We start from the raw sequence: 21,888 nt of genomic DNA, 5'->3' as shown, positions 1-21,888 counted from the left end.
CGTCAAAGAACCATAACGGTATGGAATGGGTGTTGCAGCGGGCTTCGTGACCTGCTGCATGGCCCGGGCGGAGCGAACCGCCGCAGCCGTCTCGTACTGTGCAATGGCTGCAGCATAGCTTCTTTGACTTAACTCAAGCCGCGCCCATCCCTGCCTTCTGGGCCTTGGCGCGCGGACGGCTAGGCGCCGTCCTCCAGATAGGCGGCAATCGCCTGCTCGCGCGCCTTGCTCACTGCGTCGCCGATGGCCTTGCCCTTGAGGCCGCGCTGCGCTGCGGTCTGGGCGACCGGGCCGGTTTCCACGGCAAGCGCCGCTTTCAGGGCATTGCCCAGGCGCTGGCGCTGCGGATAGGCCACATCTTCAAAGCCCAGACGTCCGCGCGCGTCGCATTCGCAGGCCTGCAGGGCTTCCTCGAAGCGCTGGGGCTTGCGTATGGCATCGCAGCGCTCGAGCAGGCGCAGCAGGGCGGCGGCATTGAGTTCGTGACTGCGGTGGATGTTGCCATGCTCGCGCGCCACGACCTCGGCCAGCTCCTTGCAGTCGTTGGGCACGCGCCAGCGCTCGCAGACCTGCAGCAGCAGGCGGGCGCTGCGCTGCTCATGGCCGATATGGCGGGGCAGCACATCGGCCGGAGTGGTGCCCTTGCCGAAGTCATGGCACAGGCAGGCAAAGCGCACGGACAGCGGTGCCTGCAAGCGGGCCGACATGTCCAGCACCATCATGGCATGCACGCCGCAATCGATCTCGGGGTGGTATTCGGCGCGCTGGGGCACGCCCCAGAGCTTGTCGAGTTCGGGCAGCAGCCGGACCAGCGCTCCGCATTCGCGCAGGATCTCGAACATGCGCGAGGGCCGGGCCTCCATCAGGCCGCGGCTGATTTCCTGCCACACGCGCTCGGGCACCAGGGCATCGACCTCTCCGGCCGCCACCATCTCGCGCATGAGTTCCATGGTCTCGGGCGCGACGGAAAAATCGGTGAAGCGCGCCGCAAAGCGGGCCAGACGCAGAATGCGTACCGGGTCTTCGCGGAAGGCATCGGTCACATGGCGCAGCACGCGATCCTTGAGATCCTGCTGGCCGTGGTAGGGGTCCACCAGGTCTTCGAGGTTGCCGTTGCCTGTCCAGTCTGCGGGAGCAGCGATGGAGTTGATGGTGAGATCGCGCCGCGCCAGGTCTTCTTCCAGCGTCACATCGGCGGCGGTGTGGACCACAAAGCCGCGATAGCCCATGCCGTTCTTGCGCTCGGTGCGTGCCAGCGCATATTCCTCATGGGTCCGGGGGTGCAGAAACACCGGAAAGTCGCGCCCCACGGGTACGAAGCCGCGCGCGCTCATCTGCTCCGGCGTGGCGCCAACCACCACCCAGTCCGTATCGTTGACGGGCAGGCCGAGCAATGCATCGCGCACCGCACCGCCTACCTTGAAAACCTTGAATTCACTCATGCTGCAATGGTAGTGGCTGCGAGCGGGCCTGCAGATACCGCAATCGCGGGAGCCAGGCCTCAGCGCTGCTGACGATAGGGCTCTTCAAACTGCAGAAAGTCCTGCTCGGCCAGCGCGGCCTGAATCCATTCCTGGGTGGCTGGCAACTGGGTGACGCGCTGCACATAGGCGCGCACGGGGGCCGAGGTCGGCAGGCCGTAGCTGTTGATGCGCATGCACACCGGCGCAAAAAACGCATCGGCAATGCTGAACTGGCCAAACAGCATGGGGCCGCTGGCAGCGCTCAGCAGCGGGGTCCAGAGCTCTTCGAGTTGCTGGACATCGCTGCGCAGATCGGCATGCTCGGCCCAGAGCCGGGCTCCGGTTTCCTGCAACTGGGCTTCGATATTCATGGGGCAGAAGCTGCGCAGCGCGCCGAAGCCGCTGTGCATCTGCGCCACCAGGCTGCGCGCGCGGGCGCGCTGGGCCACGGTTTGCGGCCACAGATGCTTGTCGGGAAAACGCTCGGCCAGGTATTCGCAGATGGCCAGGCTGTCCCAGATGATCAGTCCCTCGTCGACCAGCAGCGGCACCTTGCCGGTCGGTGCGAGTGCCAGCGCCTGCAGCTTGAAGCTGGAGTCGGGCGCAAAGCTGTCAAAGCGCAGTGTGAGCTCTTCGAAGCTGATGCCGCTTTGGCGCATCAGCACCCAGGGGCGCATGGACCAGGACGAGTAATTCTTGTTGCCGATATAGAGCTTCATGGCGGACTCCTGTGTGGTTTGTCGAGCAGCTTATCAAGCTTGGGCCTGGCGGTCTGTGTGTTTTGATTCCACAGTCATGTCTCGGCGGCGCGGCGGATGATGTAATTGCAGCACTATGGCAAATACTTCGACTTCTTCTGCAAGCCCGGCCGCTCAGGTGGCCGGGGCCGGTCACCACAAGGGCGCGCTGGTGCTGTTCTCGGGCGGCCAGGACTCGACCACCTGCCTGGCCCAGGCCCTGGCCATGTTCGAGCGCGTGGAGACGCTGGGCTTTGACTACGGCCAGCGCCACAGCGTGGAGATGCAGGTGCGCGCCGGCGTGCGCGAGCAACTGGCTGAGCGCTTTCCCCTGTGGGCGCCTCGTCTGGGCGAGGACCATGTGCTGTCGCTCGACGTGCTCAAGCAGATCGGCGGCTCGTCCCTGACCGAGGATGTGGCTTTTGCCATGCAGGCCGACGGCCTGCCCAACACCTTTGTGCCGGGCCGCAATCTGCTGTTTCTGACGCTGGCCGGCGCGCTGGCCTATCGCCGCGGGCTGACGGTGATCGTCACCGGCGTCTGCGAGACCGATTACTCGGGCTACCCCGATTGCCGCGACGACACCATGAAGGCCCAGCAGCTGGCGCTGAACCTGGGCCTGGAGCGCCGGCTGCGCATCGATACGCCGCTGATGTGGCTGGACAAGGCCCAGACCTGGCAACTGGCCCAGGACCTGGGCGGCAGCGAACTGGTGGAGCTGATCCGCACCGAGACCCATACCTGCTATCAGGGCACGCGCGATGCGCTGCACGAGTGGGGCTATGGCTGTGGCAGCTGCCCGGCTTGCGAGCTGCGTGCATCGGGCTGGCACAACTGGCGCGCCAGCCAGTCAGCTTGAAATTGATAGCTTCTTGCGATTGATGAAAAAGGACTTCAAGGCATTTTTGCTTTGAAGTCCTTTTGATAAATGCGGTAGATGCTACTTAATGAGGAGCATCTGCGCTATGGATCCGACTCAGGCGCTGGGCCGCGTGGCGATCTGCCCGGCCTGAATCTGCGCCGTCATCTGGCTGAGCCAGGCCTGGCTCTCGGGGCGCTCGAACAGAAAGTCCCAGATGGCATCGTGCTGGCGCGGCGTCAGGCCGAGCGCGCCATGGCGGCGCATATGTGCTTGCAGCCGCAGCACCTCGGGGTGCGTGAGCGGCAGCTGCATCACGGTCAGTGGCGGGCGCTGGCGGTAGCGGCGCTGGGGAATGTTCTTGCGGGGACGACTCATGGCAAAGCGATTCAAGGGTTAGACGGGCCAGACCACGCCGTTGTCGTTGAGGATGGCGTCCAGCGGCTGGTCATGGACCTCGGGCTGGAAGTCATCGACATAGCCATTGGTATAGCCCAGGCCCACAGTGAAGGGGCGCGGGCTCAGCTCGGCCAGCGTGCGGTCATAGAAGCCGCCACCATAGCCGAGGCGGTAGCCGCCGGCCGCATAGCCTACGCAGGGGACAAACAGCAGCGTGGGCACCAGCAGTTCGGTATCCTTGGGCTTGGGAATGCCATAGGCGTCCTCCTCCATCGGGCAACCGGGGTACCAGGCGTGAAAACTCAGCGTCTTGCGCTGTTTGTCTATCACCGGCAGCCCGATCCTGCGCCTTTGTGGAGTACCCTGTAGCTCGCCATCTTCCTTCCAGCGATGCAGGGCTGGCAGCGGATCGAATTCACCCTTGATGGGCCAGTAGGCACCAATCACGGTATCGGGCCGCTCCATCAGCCAAAAGCGCATCACCTGCTGCAGCGCATCGGCGCGTTGCAGGCGATCTGGAAGGTTGAGGCGCAGTTCAATCAACTTGCGGCGTAACGCTGCTTTGTCCATCGGATAATTTCCTCCATGCACTGGCTGAAGATTTTGACACCGCTTTGTGCGGCTTCCCTGTTGACTGTAGCTGCTCCGTTTGCGCAGGCACAAAACCCGGGCGACGCCGTGTTGCTGGATATGCAAAAAGCATTCCGCAGCCGCAATCAGACGGCGCTTACCCAGCTCCTGCCACAGGCTGCCGGTCACCCCCTCGAACCTTGGGCCGCTTACTGGGAACTCAAGAACCGCCTGGAAACCGCGTCGCCCGATGAAATCCAGGGCTTTCTGAACCGCTATGCCGGCACCTACCACGAAGACCGCTTGCGCAACGACTGGCTGCTGCTGCTGGGCAAGCAGCGTGACTGGAGTACCTTCGGCCAGGTCTATCCCAAGTTCCGCATGCGCGACGACAAGTCCGTCACCTGCTACGCCCTGCTGGCCGACGCCTTGCAAGGCCGGGGCGCGCCCAATGTGGGCCAGCAGGTGCGCGATCTGTGGATGGCGCAAAAAGATGCCGATGACGGCTGCACCACTGCCGCCGGCCAGCTGTATGCGAACAAGCTGATCACCGACGCTGATGTCTGGCGCCGTGCCCGTGTGGCCACCGAAAACAATCGCCAGAAGGCGGCCCGTGATGCGGTGGCCATCGTCGCCCCCGAGGCCGCCGACCAGGTGGCGCAGGTGTTTGCCTCGCCCGCCAAATACCTGGCAGGCCAGAGCAAGGCGCGCGGCCGCGAGCGCAAGGAACTGGCCCTGCTGGCCCTGATCCGCATGGCGGCCAGCGATCCCGATGCGGCTGCCACCCAGATCGACGGCGGCTGGGGCGCCCAGCTCAACGGCGAGGAGCGCAACTGGGCCTGGGCCGTGGCCGGCAAGCAGGCCGCCTTCAAGCTCTCGCCCGATGCCAACAACTACTTTGGCAAGGTGCGCCGCAACGAAGACCTGAGCGACGATCTGCTGGGCTGGAAGGCCCGCGCCGCCTTGCGTGCCGGCGATTGGAAGGCCGTTCGCCGTGCCATCGACGCCATGGGGCCGGAGCGCACCGACCCGACCTGGGCCTACTGGAAGGCCAAGGCCATGCTGGCGGGCCGCCCCAATGCCGAGGAAAAGGCCGAAGCCCGCCAGTTGCTGGAGGACACGGCCGGCAGCAGCAGTTTCTACGAGCAGCTGGCGCTGGAGGAAATCGGCCAGCGCATCACCGTGCCGCCCGCGCCCGCACCGTTGACGGCGCAGGAAAAAGCTGCGGCGCGCAGCAACCCCGGCCTGAGCCGCAGCCTGTATGCGATTGGCATGGGGCTGCGCAGCGAAGGCGTGCGCGAGTGGAACTACTCCACCAATCTGCACCAGCCGGGAGGCATGGAAGATCGCGAACTGTATGCGGCCGCCGATCTGGCCTGCGAGCGCCAGGTCTGGGATCGCTGCATCAACACCAGCGAGCGCACCAAGACCTTTGCCGACTGGAAGCAGCGCTTTCCCATGCCCTATCACGACACGGTGCTGGCCAAGTCGCGCAATATCGGGCTGGACCCGGCCTATGTCTATGGCCTGATCCGCCAGGAGAGCCGCTTCATCATGGATGCACGCTCGGGTGTGGGCGCCTCGGGGTTGATGCAGGTGATGCCGGCCACGGCGCGCTGGACGGCCAGGAAGATCGGCATGACGGGCTTCACTCCCGACATGATCAACGACCGCGACACCAATATCACCATCGGCACCTCCTATCTGAAGCTGGCGCTGGATGACTTCGAAGGTTCGATGGCGCTGGCTGCCGCGGGTTACAACGCCGGCCCGGGACGCCCGCGCAACTGGCGCAACGGCCCCACGCTGGATGCCGCCATCTGGGCCGAAAACGTGCCCTTCAGCGAGACCCGCGACTATGTGAAGAAGGTGCTCTCCAACACCACCAACTATGCGGCGCTGATCACCGGCCAGCCTCAGTCGCTCAAAAGCCGACTGGGCACCGTAGGCCCGCGCCCGGCCAATGATCCCGAAACCATGAAGGACTTGCCATAAGCGGGTGTTTTGATGAGCTGATGCTCATTTAATGATAGTGAAAAGCGCTCTGCCCGAAAGGTGTGGAGCGCTTTTTTATTGAGCGCTTCAAGTGCTCAAACAAGACCCGCGCCGAGGCGCGCGTGAAATAGCATGCAAAGTCCCGTGTAGGTGAATAACCTACAAACAGATGGCGAATGAGACTGGTTTGCGTTTACAAAAGTACATAATTGCAACCGTCAGAGCCCATAACGTCACATACAACCTCGGCTTTGTCTCCCTTTAGCTGCCAGCCAGCTGTCCAGAAGGCCCATCGGGCCGCCGCTTCCTACCCGTATCTGTGAACGACCTGCCCGAGGCAGGCCGAGGAGTCATCATGTCCAACGCAGCTCTCAGCCGTGCCCGCCACATTCGCTGGCAACCCCGTTTACTGGCCCTGGCCGCTGCCGCCGCATGCGTCGGCAATGCTTTTGCACAAGCCAGGGAGTCCACCATGGAGGAGGTGGTGGTCTCGGCCTCCGGCTTCGAGCAGGAGCTGAAAAATGCCCCGGCCTCCATCTCCGTCGTGACGCGCCAGGAGCTTGAGACCAAGAACTTCCGCGATCTGGCCGAAGCCCTGCAGGGCGTGGAAGGCATTGATGTGATGGGCGGCACCGGCAAGACCGGCGGTCTCGACATCAGCATCCGTGGCATGCCCAGCGACTACACGCTGATCCTGATCGACGGGCGCCGCCAGAACGTGGCGGGCGACGTCACGCCCAACGGCTTCGGCGCCGCACTGACCAGCTTCATGCCGCCCATGTCGGCCATCGAGCGTATCGAGGTCATTCGCGGCCCCATGTCCACGCTCTATGGCTCGGACGCCATGGGCGGCGTGATCAACATCATCACGCGCAAGGTCAGCAAGGAGTGGGGCGGCGAAGTCAGCGTGGGCGCCGGCATTCCGCAAGACAGCGAATGGGGCAACCAGTACAAGAGCAGCTTCTACATCAACGGCCCCATCAAGCAGGATCTGCTGGGCCTGGCCGTGCGCGGCAGCACCTTCAACCGCGATGCCGCCGACTGGGTGCTGGCTCCTGGCGCCGCCCAGCCTGCACAGGCGCGCAACCCCGCGCCTGCGCAAAGCCGCCAGCACAGCCTTGGTGCCAAGCTGACACTGACGCCCAGCCGTTATCACGACATCTGGCTGGACGTGGACCAGGCCCGCACCTGGTACAACAACGAAGATGGCCGTCTGGGCAGCCGTGATGCGGTCATCACCGACCCCACCAAGCTGCCCGGCTACCGCGACGCCCTGCGCTTCAACCGCGATCAGGTCAGCATCGGTCATACCGGCCGCCTGGGCTTCGGCACGCTGGAAAGCAGCCTGATGCATACGGAAACCGAGACCATTGGCCGCACCATTCCCGGCGCATCGGTGCCCAAGGGCGACCCGCGTGCTGGCGCCGATCGCGAGCTGAAGACCACCAATCTGGTGCTGGACAGCAAGCTGGTGGCCCCCGTGGGCGATGCCCATATGCTGACCGTGGGCGGCCAGTTCTGGGATGCCAAGCTCAAGGACGGACTGCTGCCGCAAAGCCACAAGCAGACCATGTGGGCGCTGTTTGTGGAAGACGAATGGCGTCTGCGCGAGGGCCTGACCGCCACGCTGGGCGGCCGCTATGACCACCATGATGCCTTTGGCGGCCAGTTCAGCCCGCGAGCCTATCTGGTCTGGGATGCAACGACGAACTGGACCTTCAAGGGCGGCGTGAGCCAGGGCTTCAAGGCGCCGCGCCTGAATCAGCTGATCGACGGTGTCAGCGGCGTGACCGGCCAGGGCCAGACCATCAGCATCGGCAACCCCAATCTCAAGCCCGAGACCAGCACCAATGTGGAGCTGTCGGCCCTGTTCGACAACAAGGCGGGCTGGACCAGCGCGGCCACCTTCTTCCATAACGATGTCAAGGACAAGATCGCCTCGGGCGGCTCTTGTGATCCTAACAAGCCTGGCTCGGTCTACATCTCCAGCTGCGCATACAACCCCACGGCCGATTACTCCATCAATGTGGACAAGGCCAAGACCTGGGGTCTGGAGCTGAGCAGCCGCGCCCAGCTGGCCAAGGACTGGGCTGTCAAGGCCGGCTACACCTGGACCAATAGCGAGGTGATCGAGAGTGGCGTCAAGAACGGCCAGCTCGCCAACACCGCCAAGCACATTGCCAATGTGCAGCTGGACTGGACGCCAACCGGCCAGTGGCGCCTGTGGGCGCGCGGCGAGTACCGCGGCAAGAGCCCGCGCTTCAGCGGCTCCTACGACAATCTGAGCAAGGCCAACAGGGACGTGTATGACGCCGTGGGCGATATCAAGGGCTATGCGCTGTTCCATCTGGGCGGCAGCTATCAGGTCAACAAGAGCCTGAGCATCAACGCCAGCATCTTCAATCTGTTCGACAAGGACTTCCGCAAGTACCAGCAGGTGAGCGTCAACGGCACGCCGACCTGGGTGAACAGCTATTTCCAGGGCGGCCAGAGTGTGTCGGGCGTGACCCAGGCCGGTCGTACCTTCTGGATCACGGCGAACATGAAGTTCTGAGGCTGAGCGCTTTATAAGCGGCATGAGCTTCTGAATCAGGAGCTGTCAGCGTAGTTCACTCATAGGTTTCAAACTGTTTTATGTCTGAAACCATTGATGAAAAAGCGCAGGCAGCTCCTGTTTTCATATTGCTGATTATTGCTTACACTTCTTTACAAATACTGGTTCTGTGCATGGCAGACCAGCACCGAGTGAGGGGGAAGTCGCAATGTCAACAGCAAGAAGCCGCGTGCTCATCGCCACGCTGGGACTGGTCTGGGCCGGTACCCTGGTGGCACAGCCCGTCTACAAATGGGTGGATGCGCAAGGGCAGACGCATTACGGCTCGCAGCTGCCGCCGCAGCAGGCGGATGCATCGCAGGTCAAGGTCTCTCCCAACGGTAGCTCGGGGGCGGGCGCGGGGCGCTTTGGCGAAGGACCGGAGACACGCAATCCCGACGGCACCAGGAAGCTGCCCAAGGGCGCTCAGGAAATGGCCGACGGTCTGGCCCAGGGCCTGAGAAAGGTCGATGGCAAGGAAGTGGCGCTGAACTGCGCGCTGGCGGTGGACAACATCCGCAGCCAGATCGAGACCATGCTGGAAAACGGCCAGAAAAACCTCAGGGGCGGCTATATCACCCAGGCCCAGTACGACAGCTCGGCGGGTAACTTCGTGAAGCTGCGCTCCCAGGCCACGGTCAGCGACTGCAAGGCCGCCACGGGCCGCTCGCGCGATATGTACCAGTGCATGACCAGCATGCACAACCATCTGGTTGGCTGCGCCGAAAAGCACAGGCCCTGAGCAGCTCGGCCGGTTTCAGAACACTTCTCAGGTCTCGGCCCACATGCGCAGCAGGTTGTGATAGTGGCCGGTCAGGCTGACGGTTTCCTCGGTTTCACCGAACTTTCCGCGCAGGCCCGTGATGGCCTGATCCATCTCGAACAGCATGGCCCGGCGTGCATCGTCGCGCACCATGCTCTGGGCCCAGAAGAAGGAGCAGATCCGCTCGCCGCGTGTCACTGGCTCGACCCGGTGCAGGCTGGTTGACGGGTAGAGAATGAGGTCGCCTGCGGGCAGCTTGACCTCGTGCGTGCCGTAGGTGTCGACCACGACCAGCTCGCCGCCCTCGTAGTCCTCGGGCTCGCAGAGAAACAGCGTGCAGGACACATCGGTGCGCAGCCACTGCTCGGAGCCCGCGACGCGGCGAGCCGCGCCGTCCACATGCAGGCCGTAGGTTTCGCTGTCGCTGTAGCAGTTGAACAGCGGCGGCATGGTGCGTGCGGGCAGGGCGGCGCTGAAGAACAGCGGGCTGGCGGCCAGCGCCTGCAAGATGATGCGGCCCTGCTCCTGGGCCACGGGCGAGTGCTCGGGCAGCTGCCGGTTGCGCTTGACCTGGGCGCCCTGGCTGCCCACGGTGGCGCGGCCGTCGACCCAGTCGGCAGCATCAATGGCGGCACGCATGCTGGCGACCTGCTCGCGGCTCAGGACATTGGGGATGTGCAGCATCATGGTGAGAATCTTTTGAAATGGAGAAGCCCCGCTTGGGCGAGGCTGCAAGTCGGAAAGTGGATCGCTGTCGCTGAAGACGGCGCGACCCAGGTAAGAGACATCAAGCAAGGGCCGCCCCGCAGCGAAGATGTCGCCCCCCTCCGGCGCTCAGCGCCAGAGAGGGGGAAGGCGCGTCAGCGCCTCAGGGGGAGAACTTCCAATCAGAACTTGAAGTTTGCCGTCAGACGGGCCGAGCGTGCAATGCCGGGGAAGTAGCGGTAGCCGCTCTTGTTGATGGCTGCCACATAGTCCTTGTCGAACAGATTGAAGACATTGAGCTGGATGTCCAGATTCTTGTTCACGCGGTAGCTGGCCATGGCGTCAAACACCCAGTAGGAGTCCGTGTGGCTGGGCGTGCCCACGGCACCGTCGGTGCCGCGCTTGAGGCCGCCCGCATAGCGCGCGCCGCCGCCAATCGTCAGGCCGAAGGGCAGCTGATAGGTGCTCCAGAGGCTGAAGGCATTCTTGGGCGTATAGGTCAGACCGTTGCTGGCGTCGGCTGCCACCAGGGCACCGGTGTCGACCTTGGTGTTCTGCACGGTGTAGCCCGCGCTCACGCCCCAGGCCTTGTTGATCTGGCCGATCACGCCCAGCTCCAGGCCCTGCACGATCTTCTTGCCGGTCTGGCCCACGGTGCCGTCGGAGTTGGTGACGATCTCGTTGGTCACTTCAGTGCGGAACAGCGCGCCGCTGAGCATCAGGTTCTTTTCCGCCAGCTCCCATTTGCTGCCCAGCTCCAGCGTCTTGGCCTTCTGCGGGTCCATATTGGGGTTGGCGGCATTGTTCACGGCGGCCGACAGCGCAAAGTTGCTGCCGCCCGGTGGCTGCTGCGAGAGAGCGTAGTTCATGTACACGCTGCCATTGGGCGCGGGCTTGTAGAGCAGGCCGGCCTTCCAGCTCAGCAAGGTGCCGGACTTGCTCAGGCCATCCGAGGTGGTGGGCACCACGGTGCCCGCAGGGTTGCTGCCGCAGGGCTGGGTGGTCGAGGTGGCCGTGCAGACCGCCATGGCGTTGTACGAGGTCTTGTAGCGGTCCAGGCGCAGGCCCAGATTGGCCTGCCACTGGTCGTTGAACTTCAGCGTGTCGAAGGCATACAGCGCCACGGTGTCGGTCTTGCCCTTGCTGTCGGCGCCGTTGCGTACATAGGCAGGCAGCGTGACGCTGGCGTCGGGGTTGTACACGCTGACCCGGCTGGGTACCGAGCCCGAGGTGGCCAGGCCGTAATTGGTCTGTTCCTCGCGCGTCAGCTCCAGGCCCAGGCTCAGATCATGCTGCACGCTGCCGGTGGCAAGGCTGGTGCTCAGATTGGTCTGGTTGGTCAGGATGCGGTTGACCTGATCCTTGGTGTTGATGAGGCGCGCCATCGACCATGTGGATGGATCGGCGGGGTTGGGAGTCTGCAGACCATTGCTGCCAAGCACGCCGCCCGCAGAATAGCCCTGGCCCATGATGGCCGAGAGCAGATAGTCCTGCTTGGTCTCGCCCCAGCGCGTGGTGTTGCGCAGCTTGGTGGTGGACGAGAAGTCATGCTCTACCTTCAGCGTCGCCATATTGGCCGTCACATCGTCGTGGTCGGAGGCCGTGCCGTAGAAGTTCTTGCTGTTGACGCGTGCTGCAGAATCCAGAAAGGCGCGGCGGCCCGCATAGCCCGCAGCGTCGGGAGAGGTGTAGCCAGGCAGGCCGATGGTGGCAACGCCGCCGTCGGGCACATTGCTCTGCTTGATGTGCAACAGGTTCACGAACACGCGGGTGGGCGAGTTCAGGCCGAAGGCGAACGAGGGCGCAATGCCCCAGCGGTTGTTCTCGATGCCGTTGCGGCCCGCCACATTGGCGTCCTGCGCCATGGCGTTCAGGCGCACGGCCGTGCCGGTCTCGGCATTGATGACGCGGTTCAGGTCGATGCTGGCGCGTTTGTAGCTGGCCGAGCCCAGGCCCAGGGAGCCGCCGAAGCTGTTGTTCAGATTGGCCTGCTTGCTCACCAGATTGATGGCACCCGTGGGGGCGCTGCGACCGTAGTCCGTGCCGGCCGGGCCCTTGGTGACTTCGACCTGGTCGATGTTGAACATATCGCGCGAGATCGAGCCTATGTCGCGTACGCCGTCCACATAGATGCTGCTGGAGCTGTCGAAGCCGCGCATATAGACGGCGTCGCCGGTGCTGGTGTTGCCGTTCTCGCCCGCGTAGAAGGTGCCGGCGCCGGGCACATTGCGCAGTGCCTCGGTCAGCGTGGTGGCGCCTTGCTCCTGCAGCAGTTGCTCCTTGATGACGTTGACGGTCTGCGTGGTGTTGACCAGCGGTTGGGTGAACTTGGGCGAGGACAGCTGGCCGGGCGTGTAGCCGGTGTCGGCCTTGCCTTCCACCTTGACTTCCTTGAGCGTGGTTTCTGTGGACTGGGCCTGCGCTGGCAGTGCCAGCGTGGCGCCGGCCAGCACGGTGGCGCAGGCGACCAGGCCGGCGGAGGAAGGCAAGCGGCCCGCGGAATGCTTGCGGCTTTGGATATAGATGTTGGATTGAGCCATGTTGAAAGGACTGGAAGTGAAGACAGTTGGCTGGCTGGTACTGGCTGTCTGCACTTGTGATGCGAGCGCAGACGCGGGTGGCGTCCGGGCGAAGTCCTGGCTGGCTAAAGCGTACTCGGGTACGAATGCAGCGAATGATAATGATTCTTAATATAACTTTGCGAAAGTTTACGGAGAATCATGCACGGCGTTGTTGCATAGCAACATGGTTGGGATAGGCGGGCGCTCGCTTCACTTCCAATATGAGAGCTACTACCGCCTTTTCTATCTGTATTTCAAGGTGATAGAGCATTGAAATCATCGAGCAGCATGCGTTGGCTGCTTCTTTTTTAGAGTATTTACGGTCGCGTAGCCTGGGCGCTGTCCCTGGCCTGCAGCAGCAAATCATGCAACAAGGCCTGCTGGGCCGCAGGAAAGTCGCTGAGCAGCTCGGTGGCTATCTGCTCGCGCCGGCTTCTGAGCTGGTCGAACAACTGCTGTCCCCTGGTGCTGAGCTGCAGGCAGCGTACGCGCTTGTCGGCTTCGCTGGCAGAGCGCTCCAGCCAGCCCTTGTCCTGCAACTGGGCCAGGGTGCGCGCCATCTGGGCCTTGTCGGTGTGACTGTGCTCGACCAGTTCCTTTTGCGTGATGCCGGGGTGGCGACCGGTGTGCATGAGGATGCGGAATTCGTTGAAGGTCAGCCCCGGTTGCACCGCTTCAAGCGACTCAAGCAGGCGCGCGCGAAACAGGTGCAGCAGATCGTGCAGCACCTCGAACACTTCGGCAGCGATGGATGAACTCATGGTGGGAAAGGTTGTTTGTTGACTTAGTCAACTTATTAATGGATATTTCGTGGACTTTATCAACTTAATGAAAATCATGTCCAACACCGAGACAGTGTCCATCATGCAGCGTGTACGCCACGAATTCCGCTCGCGCCATGTGCAGTTGCTGGCGCGCGAGCAGCTCAGCCCCGGCTTTATCCGCCTGACCGTGGGCGGCCCCGAACTGGCAGGCTTTGTCAGCGCGGGCTTTGACGACCATACCAAGCTCATCCTGCCCCAGGTCGGGATGGACAGGCCCAATCTGCCGCAGATGGTCGACGGTCGCCCGCATATAGCCGGCGAGCGCCCCACCATGCGCGACTACACGCCGCTGAACTACGACGCCGCCCGCAACACGCTGCAGCTGGAGTTCGCCGAGCATGGCTCGGGCCCGGCCGTGGAATGGGCGCGCGCAGCACCTATCGGCCAATGGCTGGGCCTGGCCGGCCCGCGCGGGAGCCTGGTCGTGCCCGCCGATCTGGACTGGCATGTGCTGCTGGGCGATGAAAGCGCCATGCCCGCCATGGAGCGCCGCCTGGCGGAACTGCCGGCCGGCAGCCGCGCCATCGTGCGGGTGCAGATCGGCAATCAGGTCGATCAACGCCACTGGCGCAGCGCCGCAGCGCTGGACCTGCAGTGGGTGAGTTCGCTGGCCGATGCGGTGGATGCGCTGGAACTGCCCGAAGGCGAGGGCTTTGTCTGGGCTGCAGGCGAGAATCGTGCTATGGCCGATCTGCGCAAGCGCATCCTGGCCAAGCCCGGTGCCCATCCCAGGCGTATGCGGATTGCGTCCTACTGGAAGCAGGGCGAGGCCGCTCACCACGAGGAACTGAGCGCGAATGACTGAAGAGACAAGTCCGCCTTCACGACTCACTGCAATACTGCGTCGCAAGCTGCACAAGCGCTACACATCCCTGGTGTTTGCCTTCTACATGGCGCTGATCATGGCGTTCTTCATGTGCTGCATCATCGTGGCGGCCAACGGCGGCCTGGGGGAGGGCTATGGATGGCGAGTGCTCAAGGCCTATGCGCTGGCCATGCCTTCGGCCTTTGCTTGCGTGGTGTTGGTGCGTCCGCTGGTCATGCGGCTGGTTGCCGCCACCGTGCAGCACTGAGCGTTCCTCACTGATTGAGCAGGACGGGGGCGCCGGTTGCATCGCGCCGCAGCTCGGCCGCGCCGCTGGCAAGCAGACTCTCGATCAGGCTTTCCAGCCATTGCTGTGCGGTCTGTGCGCCAAAGTATCTCTGGTGCAGGATGCCGAAATAAGGAGTGGCATGAACCCAGTCCTGCAGATCCTGCACTCTGATGCTTTGCCACTCCAGCAGCTTGTATTTGAGCAGTACCTTGGCGGCATAGCTGGCATGGCGTTCCGGAGTCTGGACAAAGCCTGCCAGCCGCTTTCGGGCAATGCCCAGAGCCGCCCGCACATCGCCAAACAAGCCGCCGTGTCCGGGAATGACGAGGCGGGGCTCCAGGCGTTCGATGACGTCCAGTGTCGCGGCGACCTCGTCGAAGGCGGCAATGCCTTCGATCTCGGGGAAGACCACGCCAAAGCCGTTTTCCCATAGCGCATCGGCAGAGATCAGGATGCGACTGTCAGGCTCGAACAGAATCACAGAATGCGGATCATGGCCGGGGGCTGCATGGATCTGCCAGTCGCGGCCCGACAGGCCTACCGTGCTGCCTGGCTGCAGCAAGCCCGTGATGGCAAAGCGCGGGCATTCCTGGCCCGTGGGGGCGTAGCTGAGGGCGGCGTCGTCCCAGTTGCGCACCTGCTCGGCCTGACCTGGTGCGATAAAGGTCTGAACCTGTGGATAAGCCTGCTGTAGTGCAGCATTGCCTCCGCAATGGTCGCTGTGCAGATGGGTGTTGAGAATGCGCGCCAGCGGCTGACCTTCCAGCGTGCTTTCGATCAGTGCCAGTGTTTGTGCGGAGTGCGTGACATAGCCGGTGTCGATGACGGCAGCACCTTCGGCATCGCCGGCCTGTGCGGCAAAGACGATATTGTTGGCTGACAGCCAGCCGCGCTCCAGCACGGTCATGCCGGGCGGCAGTGGGACATGCATTGCCGGGGATGCATTCATCGGACTGGTCTCCTGTGCGGTGCTTTGTTTGCACAAGCCTAGCAGACCGCTCATTACGCAGCTGTCGCGCGGGCGAGCTGCTCAGTGCTGCTCAGTGCGATTCGGCCGAAGGCAGGATGTTGCGGCGAATCACCACGGGCTTGCCGCCAAAGCGCTGCTTGGACAGCCAGTGCGCCAGGGCCGAGTCGAGATGCGTGGCGTGGCCGGGAAACCAGTCCACCAGGGCCTTGGTCAGATCGCGGCAAAGGGCGACATTGCCTTCGGCGAGCTTGACGCGGACCTCTGCCACCGACCTGAGCACGGCCGCATGTTCGTCGATATGGCAGTCGCGTGGTGGGAAGCCGGTGCTCAGCATCCACTGGTCCTCTTCGGCAAAGTGGTGCTGCAGATGGGTCTGCATGGCTTGCAGCAGACTGGGCAGCTCGCTGTCTTCGGCGGTTTGCAGCAGGGCAATCAGCTCGACGAATTCCTCGTGCAATTCGTCCATGGGCCCGTGGCCCATGAGCAGATGGTCTCCCCAGACCAGGGTGGCGGTGTGGCTCATGGCAATGTCTTCTTGTGAATGCTTCGGAGTGCGCGCAGCTTGTCTCTGAAGACCATTATGCAAGCCGTATCGGTGGGCAGGCATCCTCCAAAAGAGGGGGGGCGGTCTGCCGTGCGGGCAAAAGAAAAAGCCTCTTGAACCGAAATTCAAGAGGCTTTGTCTGGTGCGCGATACATGGATCGAACATGTGACCCCTGCCGTGTGAAGGCAGTGCTCTACCGCTGAGCTAATCGCGCTTTAACTGGTGGGTGATACATGGATCGAACATGTGACCCCTGCCGTGTGAAGGCAGTGCTCTACCGCTGAGCTAATCACCCGAAGACCGCAATTCTAGCAGCAACTTTGGAAGTCTTCGGGAAAACTCGTAAATTTTCTGAAAAAACTCAGTTCGAGCGCAGCTCGCGCCGCAGGATCTTGCCCACATTGGTCTTGGGCAGTTCGTCGCGGAACTCGATATAGCGTGGCCGTTTGTAGCCCGTCAACTGCTCCTGGCAGTAGCGCATGACCCGGTCTTCCGTCAGCGAGGGGTCGCTGCGCACCACATAGACCTTGATCGATTCGCCCTGCTGATCGTCCTTGACGCCCACGGCTGCGCATTCGAGCACGCCGGGGCACATGGAGATGACGTTCTCCAGCTCGTTCGGATAGACGTTGAAGCCGCTGACCACCATCATGTCCTTTTTGCGGTCGATGATGCGGGTGTATCCCTCGTCGTCCAGCACACCGATATCGCCGGTGCGCATATAGCCGTCGGCCGTGAAGGCCTTGGCGGTCTCTGCAGGCTGGTTGTAGTAACTGTGCATGACGTTGGGGCCCTTGATGCAGAGCTCTCCCGCCTGGCCGTTGGGCAGGTTGTGGCCTTCATCGTCCTTGATGGCGACCGAGATGCTGGGCAGCGGCAGGCCTATGGTGCCGGTGAACTCCTTGTTGGTCACGGGATTGTTCGTGCCTATGGCGCAGGTCTCGCTCATGCCCCAGCCTTCGATCATGGCGCAGCCCGTGGTCTGCTGCCACTGACGCGCCGTGCCTTCGGACGCCGCCATGCCGCCGGCCTGGGAGATGAACAACTGCGAGAAATCGAGCTGGCGGAACTCCGGGTTGTTGAGCAGCGCATTGAACAAGGTGTTCACGGCTGGCAGCACATGGAAGGGCCGCTTCTTGAGCACCTTCACAAATTTCGGGATATCGCGTGGGTTGGGAATCAGACTCAGGCTGCCGCCCAGTCGCATGGCGAACAGGCTCACGGTGAGCGCGAAGATGTGATAGAGCGGCAAGGCCGCCACGATATGGGTTTCATTGGCCTTGACCCTGCCTTCCAGCGCTGGGGTGAACCAGGTATGGGCCTGCAGCGTGGCGGCGACGATATTGCGATGGGTCAGTACAGCCCCCTTGGACAGGCCTGTGGTGCCGCCCGTGTATTGCAGAAAGGCAATCGAGTCCAGCGTGGCCGTGCTGGGGATGAGCTTGCGTCCAGCGCCCTCGGTCAGCGCCTTGCTGAACTGGGTGACCTGGCGCTGCTGGCTGCCGGCGCCTGAATCCGAGCCAAGGGGCAGGTCGAAGGCCGGCACCATCTTGGCCAGATGGCGCACGGCAAAGGTGATCCAGCTGCCGTACAGGCCGCCGAGCAGATCGCCCATGCTGGTCAGGCAGATATGGCGGATATGGCTGCGCTCCAGCACCTGGGCCAGGGTGTGGGCAAAGTTCTCCAGGATGATGATGGCCGTGGCGCCCGAGTCCTTGAGCTGATGCTCGAGCTCGCGCGCGGTGTAGAGCGGGTTGACGTTGACGCAGGTAAAGCCTGCACGCAGCACGCCGGCCATGCTGACGGCGAACTGCGGCACATTGGGCAGCATGATGGCCACGCGCGCTCCTGGCTCCAGACCCAGACTCTGCAGCCAGGCCCCCATCTGTGCGGATAGCCGGTCCAGCTCGGCATAGCTCATCCAGCGGTCCATGCAGACCGAAAACGGCCGCTCTGCATGCTGGCTGAAGGCTTCTTCGAGCAGGTGCACCAGCGAGCGGTACTGTTCGGGCTGCACATCGTGCGGCACATTGGGCGGATAGTTCTTGAACCAGGGAGCGGCAGCGTCCATAGAAGAGGTACCTTGCAGAAGCCGCTCGTCGTCCAGGGAAGAGGGCGGCGGGTTGAACAAAGAAGGCCAGCGTGCAAAACCTGCGCTGCGGCTGATTCTGCGGATGCGGTCTGTCAGGGTCTACGGGGGCTTGTCCTAGGCGTGGAGCGGCATGCTTGCTACGCTGGGTCCGAGAACGCAAACACGTTCTGAGGAGGAGCAGCTTTGAATACCTGGTTCTGGCGCTGTGTGGTGATGGGAAGCTGGCTGGCGCTGTTGCTCTGGTGCAGCTATTGGTGGCCGCGCTCAGTGGCTGTGGCACTGCTGGGCGCGGGGCTGATTGCGAGCGGAGCCGGGCTGCAGCTGGGCACGCAGATGCTGATGATGCGTGCGGTGCTGCGCGGTCGTGGATTGCCGCTGCCGCCTGCCATGGTCGCGCTGCGGGCCTGGTTTGCCGAGTGGCGCTGGGCCTGGCGGCTGTTCGGCTGGCAGATTCCTTTTGGCGAGCATGCAGAGCCCGATGGAGTGCCTGTGGATCGCGAGGGCAAGCAGCTGCAAGGGCAAGTGGGCGTGGTACTGGTGCATGGCTATTTCTGCAACCGTGGCGTGTGGACCGTGTGGCTGCGCAGGCTCAAGGCACGCGGTATTCCCTGCATGGCCGTGACGCTGGAGCCGGCTCATGGCAGTCCAGCCGATGCCATGGTGGACGATCTCGACAGATGCGTGAAAGCCATGGTCCAGCAAACCGGCCGTGCCCCTCTTCTGGTTGCGCACAGCATGGGCGGTCTGGTGGTGCGGGCCTGGCTCAATCGGCTCGATGCTGATGAGCGTGCGCGCCATGCGGCCCATGTGGTCACCGTGGCCACGCCGCATGGCGGAGCCTGGCTGGCGCGGTTTGCGCAGCGCCTGCCGGCCGTGGATATGCGCGAAGGCAGCGACTGGCTGCAGCGGCTGGGGCCGCCGCCCCAGGATGTGTCATTCAGCTGCTGGTGCAGCAGCAGCGACAACATCGTCTTCCCCCCTGGTCTTGCGATCTTGCCGAATGCGCAGTGTCATCAGGTCGACGATGCAGCGCATATGCAGCTGCTGTTCGATCCTCGGGTCTGGCAGCACTGCCTGCAGTTGCAGGCGCAATTGCAGAGCGGGCATCAGGCAGCCGAGGTGGGCGCCTCCGCAGCCGACGCCGGGGCACGGGCCTGCGGGTCCTGAATCAGGTGGATGTCGGTGGCGGAAACCAGGGCGATCTGCTGCTCGGCGCAGCGCTGCAGCAGGCCGAACAGCAGGTCGCTGCGCGTGCTATAGACAGTGCGCGAACTGGAGACATGGCCGAAGCTGGTGATGTTGACCACGCTGCCATTGATGGAGTCCACATACATTGAAGGAGCAGGGGTGCTCAGCACGGCCTCATGCTCGGCATAAAGGCCCAGCAGCACCTCGCGCAGCTTGACGATATCGGTGTTCAGCGGCACCGAGAACGCGATCGAGATGCGGCCTAGCGCGCCATCCATGGTCAGGTTCTGCACGGACTTGGTGATGAACTCCGAGTTGGGCACGATGACGGTGGATTTGTCATCGGTCTGAATCTCGGTGGCGCGCACGCTGATGCGGCGGATGTCGCCGACCTGATCGCCGATACGCACGCGGTCGCCCAACTTCACGGGGCGCTCGGCCAGCAGAATCAGGCCCGAGACAAAGTTCTGCGTGATGGCCTGCAGACCGAAGCCGATGCCGACGGACAAGGCGCTGGCCAGCAGAGCCACTTTTTCAAAGCCTATGCCCAGGGCCGCCAGCGTCCACAGGCCGGACAGCAAAATGCCCATATAGCGGGCCACGGTGCTGATGGAGTTGCGTGCGCCTATATCCAGCTCGGTCTTGGGCAGATAGGTTTCCACCAGCCAGTGCTGCAAGGCGCCAAACACGGTCAGGCCTGCAACCAGCACCAGCAGGCCGCGCAAGATCGTCATGGGGCGCAGGAAGGAGTCGCCCACGGGCAGGCCATTAGTCAGCGTATCGGCCAGCACGATCAGGCTGCTGGAGTTGCCAAAGGGCGCGATCAGCGCCATCAGCCCCAGCAGCAACAGACAGACACGCGTGAGAGCCGACAACAGCACGCCGACCTGCTCCAGGCGCGAGGGCTTGAGCCCCGTACCGGCAGCGAAGCCCTGGCCGATACGGCTCTCGCTGGAGCACAGCCAGGTAAAGAGGTCGTCGGCAAACTTCATCAGCAGCGAGGTGGCCAGAACCACCACAGTGATCCAGACCATTTGCGTGGCTGCGAATACCGAAAAGTTCAGATAACCGATCAGCGCTGCGATCAGCGCGGCCAGCACCGTCAGATGCCCGCCCAGCCAGGCCAGCATCAGCCAGCGACTGGTTGCCGCAGGCCGGTAATCGTCACCATGATGAGCGGCCTTCTCGCGCTCGGCCAGTTGCTGGCGCTTGCGTTGCTTGTTGATGACCATCAGCACCGACATGATGAGCAAGGCATAGACGAGCGCAATCAGTCCGTCCAGGGCCACGCTGCTGACGGCACTGGTGCGTGCGGCAATGTCTACCGCGTTGAGCATCATGGAGAACCAGGTCAGACCGGCGGCTCCCCAGGCAAAGCGTGTGAGCGCAGGGGCGGCGATGTCGTCGATGTTGAGCAGTCGCCAGGTCGGACGCTTGGGCACCAGCAGGCAGGCGCTGACGGAGAGGAAGAAGGCGGCGACAAATGAGGATTGAATCCAGGCATCGGCCACGGTCTGCAGGCGCGGTGCAATCGCGTCTATGGAGCGCAGGCTCTCGATGAATATCAGACTGGCCAGGCCGGGCAGGGCCGTACCCACTACCAGCATCCAGACAGCCAGACCTGTGCGGCGTAGCCGTCCGTTGGGTGCGCGTTCGGAGGCCGCAAATTTGCGGCCTGCATAGCGCAGGCCGATGCGCAGCGGAAACATCACAAACAGCGCCAGGGCAATGCCGGTCAGCGTGGCCGACCAGCCATGTTCGGCAATGGCTGTCGCAAAGCTGGCCTGGCCCTGGCGTGTCAGGGCCGCAATGCGCTGCAGGTCGGTTGGCAGATGTTCGGCAAACTGCTTCCACAGCGAGGGCGACAGCGGCGATGCCACTTTGCGGGCGATCTGTGCGTTGAACTGCTGGGTGCGGATTTTCTCGATGCTGTCCGTGGTCTGTTTGGCCTCCATGGACAACAGCTTGCCGCGCTTGAGCGCGGAGTCCAGCTCGCTGTGCTGCTGCGCCAGATCCTTGCGCTGCAGGCTCAGTTCGGGGGATTCCTCGCTGCCTTCGGCCACCGGACCCAGCTGGGCAATGCGAGCGTCGATTTGCTTGAGCAGCGGCTCCAGCGCCGTGACGGCATTGTCGGCATCGCGTTTGGACTGCAGGGCTTTTTCGGACAGTGCCTGCAGCGTTTCGGAGGTGTCGGCGTCATCGAGCGACTGGCGTACCTTGTCCAGGGTGTTCGATGCTTGTTGAATCTGGGCGATGGACGTGGTCTGGATATCGCCATTGGCAGGCAGCTCGGCCGCGACGGCCAGACCTATGCAAAGTTGGAGCGCTAAAAGCCAGCGCAGCAGTTGGTTGCAGCGGTAATGCATTGTGAAGAAGTGAGTGGGCGGCAGTTTGCCTCTGGCGCTCACTATAGGTGCAATGCTGCGGTCAGGGTTTCAGGGCGCAGCCAAGTCATACAGGGCTTGCAGCCTGGATATTCGGCGTCGGATGCTATTGAAAATGGAGCTTTATGCGCTTTTCTGGAAAGGAA

General features: G+C 63.2%; 18 protein-coding genes and 2 tRNA genes. 7 read left to right on the top strand and 13 right to left on the bottom strand.

Annotation, left to right across the window (positions count from 1 at the left end; genetic code table 11):
- Positions 1–179 precede the first annotated feature (179 nt).
- Positions 180–1,442, bottom strand: a complete 1,263-nt coding sequence (locus AAIL66_RS02635) for a multifunctional CCA addition/repair protein (protein ID WP_343495940.1) — start codon at positions 1,440–1,442, stop codon at positions 180–182.
- A 59-nt stretch (positions 1,443–1,501) separates the two neighbouring features.
- A complete protein-coding gene (locus AAIL66_RS02630; RefSeq protein ID WP_343495939.1) occupies positions 1,502–2,182 on the bottom strand; it encodes a glutathione S-transferase family protein in 681 nt (226 codons plus the stop codon).
- A 115-nt stretch (positions 2,183–2,297) separates the two neighbouring features.
- Between AAIL66_RS02630 and queC the strand changes: the two genes are divergently transcribed.
- Positions 2,298–3,059, top strand: a complete 762-nt coding sequence (gene queC / locus AAIL66_RS02625) for a 7-cyano-7-deazaguanine synthase QueC (protein ID WP_003067983.1) — start codon at positions 2,298–2,300, stop codon at positions 3,057–3,059.
- Between the two features lie 117 nt (positions 3,060–3,176).
- Here the strand turns inward: queC and AAIL66_RS02620 are convergent, their stop codons facing one another.
- Together AAIL66_RS02620 and AAIL66_RS02615 are read right to left on the bottom strand one after the other, a co-directional pair.
- Complete coding sequence (locus AAIL66_RS02620; RefSeq protein ID WP_012839944.1) at positions 3,177–3,437, bottom strand: hypothetical protein; 261 nt, start codon at positions 3,435–3,437, stop codon at positions 3,177–3,179.
- Positions 3,438–3,455: 18 nt separating this feature from the next.
- Entirely contained in the window at positions 3,456–4,028 is a 573-nt protein-coding gene (locus AAIL66_RS02615) for a 5-formyltetrahydrofolate cyclo-ligase (protein WP_034377217.1), read from the bottom strand.
- Between the two features lie 15 nt (positions 4,029–4,043).
- Here AAIL66_RS02615 and AAIL66_RS02610 point away from each other — a divergent pair, with 15 nt between their 5' ends.
- The 3 genes from AAIL66_RS02610 (at position 4,044) to AAIL66_RS02600 (ending at position 9,358) form a co-directional block, all read left to right on the top strand.
- On the top strand, positions 4,044–6,023 hold the full coding sequence (locus AAIL66_RS02610) for a transglycosylase SLT domain-containing protein (protein ID WP_343495938.1): 1,980 nt from the start codon (positions 4,044–4,046) through the stop codon (positions 6,021–6,023).
- Between the two features lie 355 nt (positions 6,024–6,378).
- Positions 6,379–8,577 (top strand): TonB-dependent receptor, encoded by a 2,199-nt coding sequence (locus AAIL66_RS02605; RefSeq protein WP_034404698.1) that lies wholly within the window; start codon positions 6,379–6,381, stop codon positions 8,575–8,577.
- A gap of 208 nt (positions 8,578–8,785) precedes the next feature.
- Entirely contained in the window at positions 8,786–9,358 is a 573-nt protein-coding gene (locus AAIL66_RS02600; RefSeq protein WP_343495937.1) for a DUF4124 domain-containing protein, read from the top strand.
- Positions 9,359–9,385: 27 nt separating this feature from the next.
- Here the strand turns inward: AAIL66_RS02600 and AAIL66_RS02595 are convergent, their stop codons facing one another.
- The 3 genes from AAIL66_RS02595 to AAIL66_RS02585 form a co-directional block, all read right to left on the bottom strand.
- A complete protein-coding gene (locus tag AAIL66_RS02595) occupies positions 9,386–10,066 on the bottom strand; it encodes a Fe2+-dependent dioxygenase (protein ID WP_343495936.1) in 681 nt (226 codons plus the stop codon).
- Between the two features lie 200 nt (positions 10,067–10,266).
- The gene (locus tag AAIL66_RS02590; protein ID WP_343495935.1) at positions 10,267–12,624 is read right to left on the bottom strand and encodes a catecholate siderophore receptor Fiu; all 2,358 of its coding nucleotides are present in this window, start codon (positions 12,622–12,624) and stop codon (positions 10,267–10,269) included.
- Between the two features lie 338 nt (positions 12,625–12,962).
- Positions 12,963–13,406 carry a MarR family transcriptional regulator gene (locus AAIL66_RS02585; protein ID WP_034354637.1) on the bottom strand — a complete coding sequence of 148 codons (444 nt, stop codon included), beginning with the start codon at positions 13,404–13,406 and terminating at the stop codon, positions 12,963–12,965.
- Positions 13,407–13,473: 67 nt separating this feature from the next.
- Between AAIL66_RS02585 and AAIL66_RS02580 the strand changes: the two genes are divergently transcribed.
- Positions 13,474–14,274, top strand: coding sequence for a siderophore-interacting protein (locus tag AAIL66_RS02580; RefSeq protein ID WP_343495934.1), 801 nt, complete (start codon positions 13,474–13,476; stop codon positions 14,272–14,274).
- Positions 14,267–14,542 carry a DUF2798 domain-containing protein gene (locus tag AAIL66_RS02575; RefSeq protein WP_034377209.1) on the top strand — a complete coding sequence of 92 codons (276 nt, stop codon included), beginning with the start codon at positions 14,267–14,269 and terminating at the stop codon, positions 14,540–14,542. The genes AAIL66_RS02580 and AAIL66_RS02575 overlap by 8 nt, the downstream gene beginning before the upstream one ends.
- 7 nt (positions 14,543–14,549) lie before the next feature.
- On the opposite strand, the gene AAIL66_RS02570 is transcribed toward AAIL66_RS02575, so the two are convergent.
- The 5 genes from AAIL66_RS02570 to AAIL66_RS02550 form a co-directional block, all read right to left on the bottom strand.
- The gene (locus tag AAIL66_RS02570; RefSeq protein ID WP_343495933.1) at positions 14,550–15,512 is read right to left on the bottom strand and encodes an MBL fold metallo-hydrolase; all 963 of its coding nucleotides are present in this window, start codon (positions 15,510–15,512) and stop codon (positions 14,550–14,552) included.
- A 91-nt stretch (positions 15,513–15,603) separates the two neighbouring features.
- Positions 15,604–16,056 carry a hemerythrin domain-containing protein gene (locus AAIL66_RS02565; protein WP_343495932.1) on the bottom strand — a complete coding sequence of 151 codons (453 nt, stop codon included), beginning with the start codon at positions 16,054–16,056 and terminating at the stop codon, positions 15,604–15,606.
- Positions 16,057–16,217: 161 nt separating this feature from the next.
- Positions 16,218–16,292 (bottom strand) — tRNA-Val (locus tag AAIL66_RS02560).
- 6 nt (positions 16,293–16,298) lie between these two features.
- Positions 16,299–16,373 (bottom strand) — tRNA-Val (locus tag AAIL66_RS02555).
- Between the two features lie 66 nt (positions 16,374–16,439).
- Entirely contained in the window at positions 16,440–18,149 is a 1,710-nt protein-coding gene (locus AAIL66_RS02550) for an AMP-binding protein (protein ID WP_343495931.1), read from the bottom strand.
- A 204-nt stretch (positions 18,150–18,353) separates the two neighbouring features.
- On the opposite strand from AAIL66_RS02550, the gene AAIL66_RS02545 reads away from it, so the two are divergent.
- Positions 18,354–19,337 carry an alpha/beta fold hydrolase gene (locus AAIL66_RS02545; protein ID WP_343495930.1) on the top strand — a complete coding sequence of 328 codons (984 nt, stop codon included), beginning with the start codon at positions 18,354–18,356 and terminating at the stop codon, positions 19,335–19,337.
- Here the strand turns inward: AAIL66_RS02545 and AAIL66_RS02540 are convergent.
- Positions 19,277–21,724, bottom strand: coding sequence for a DUF3772 domain-containing protein (locus AAIL66_RS02540; RefSeq protein WP_343495929.1), 2,448 nt, complete (start codon positions 21,722–21,724; stop codon positions 19,277–19,279). The genes AAIL66_RS02545 and AAIL66_RS02540 overlap by 61 nt on opposite strands.
- Positions 21,725–21,888 lie beyond the last annotated feature (164 nt).

The organism is Comamonas sp. F1-6 (genome assembly GCF_039581415.1).
GTDB lineage: Bacteria > Pseudomonadota > Gammaproteobacteria > Burkholderiales > Burkholderiaceae_C > Comamonas > Comamonas thiooxydans.
The sequence above is the reverse complement of the archived record's forward strand: the minus strand, read 5'-3'. Positions and strand labels throughout refer to the sequence as shown.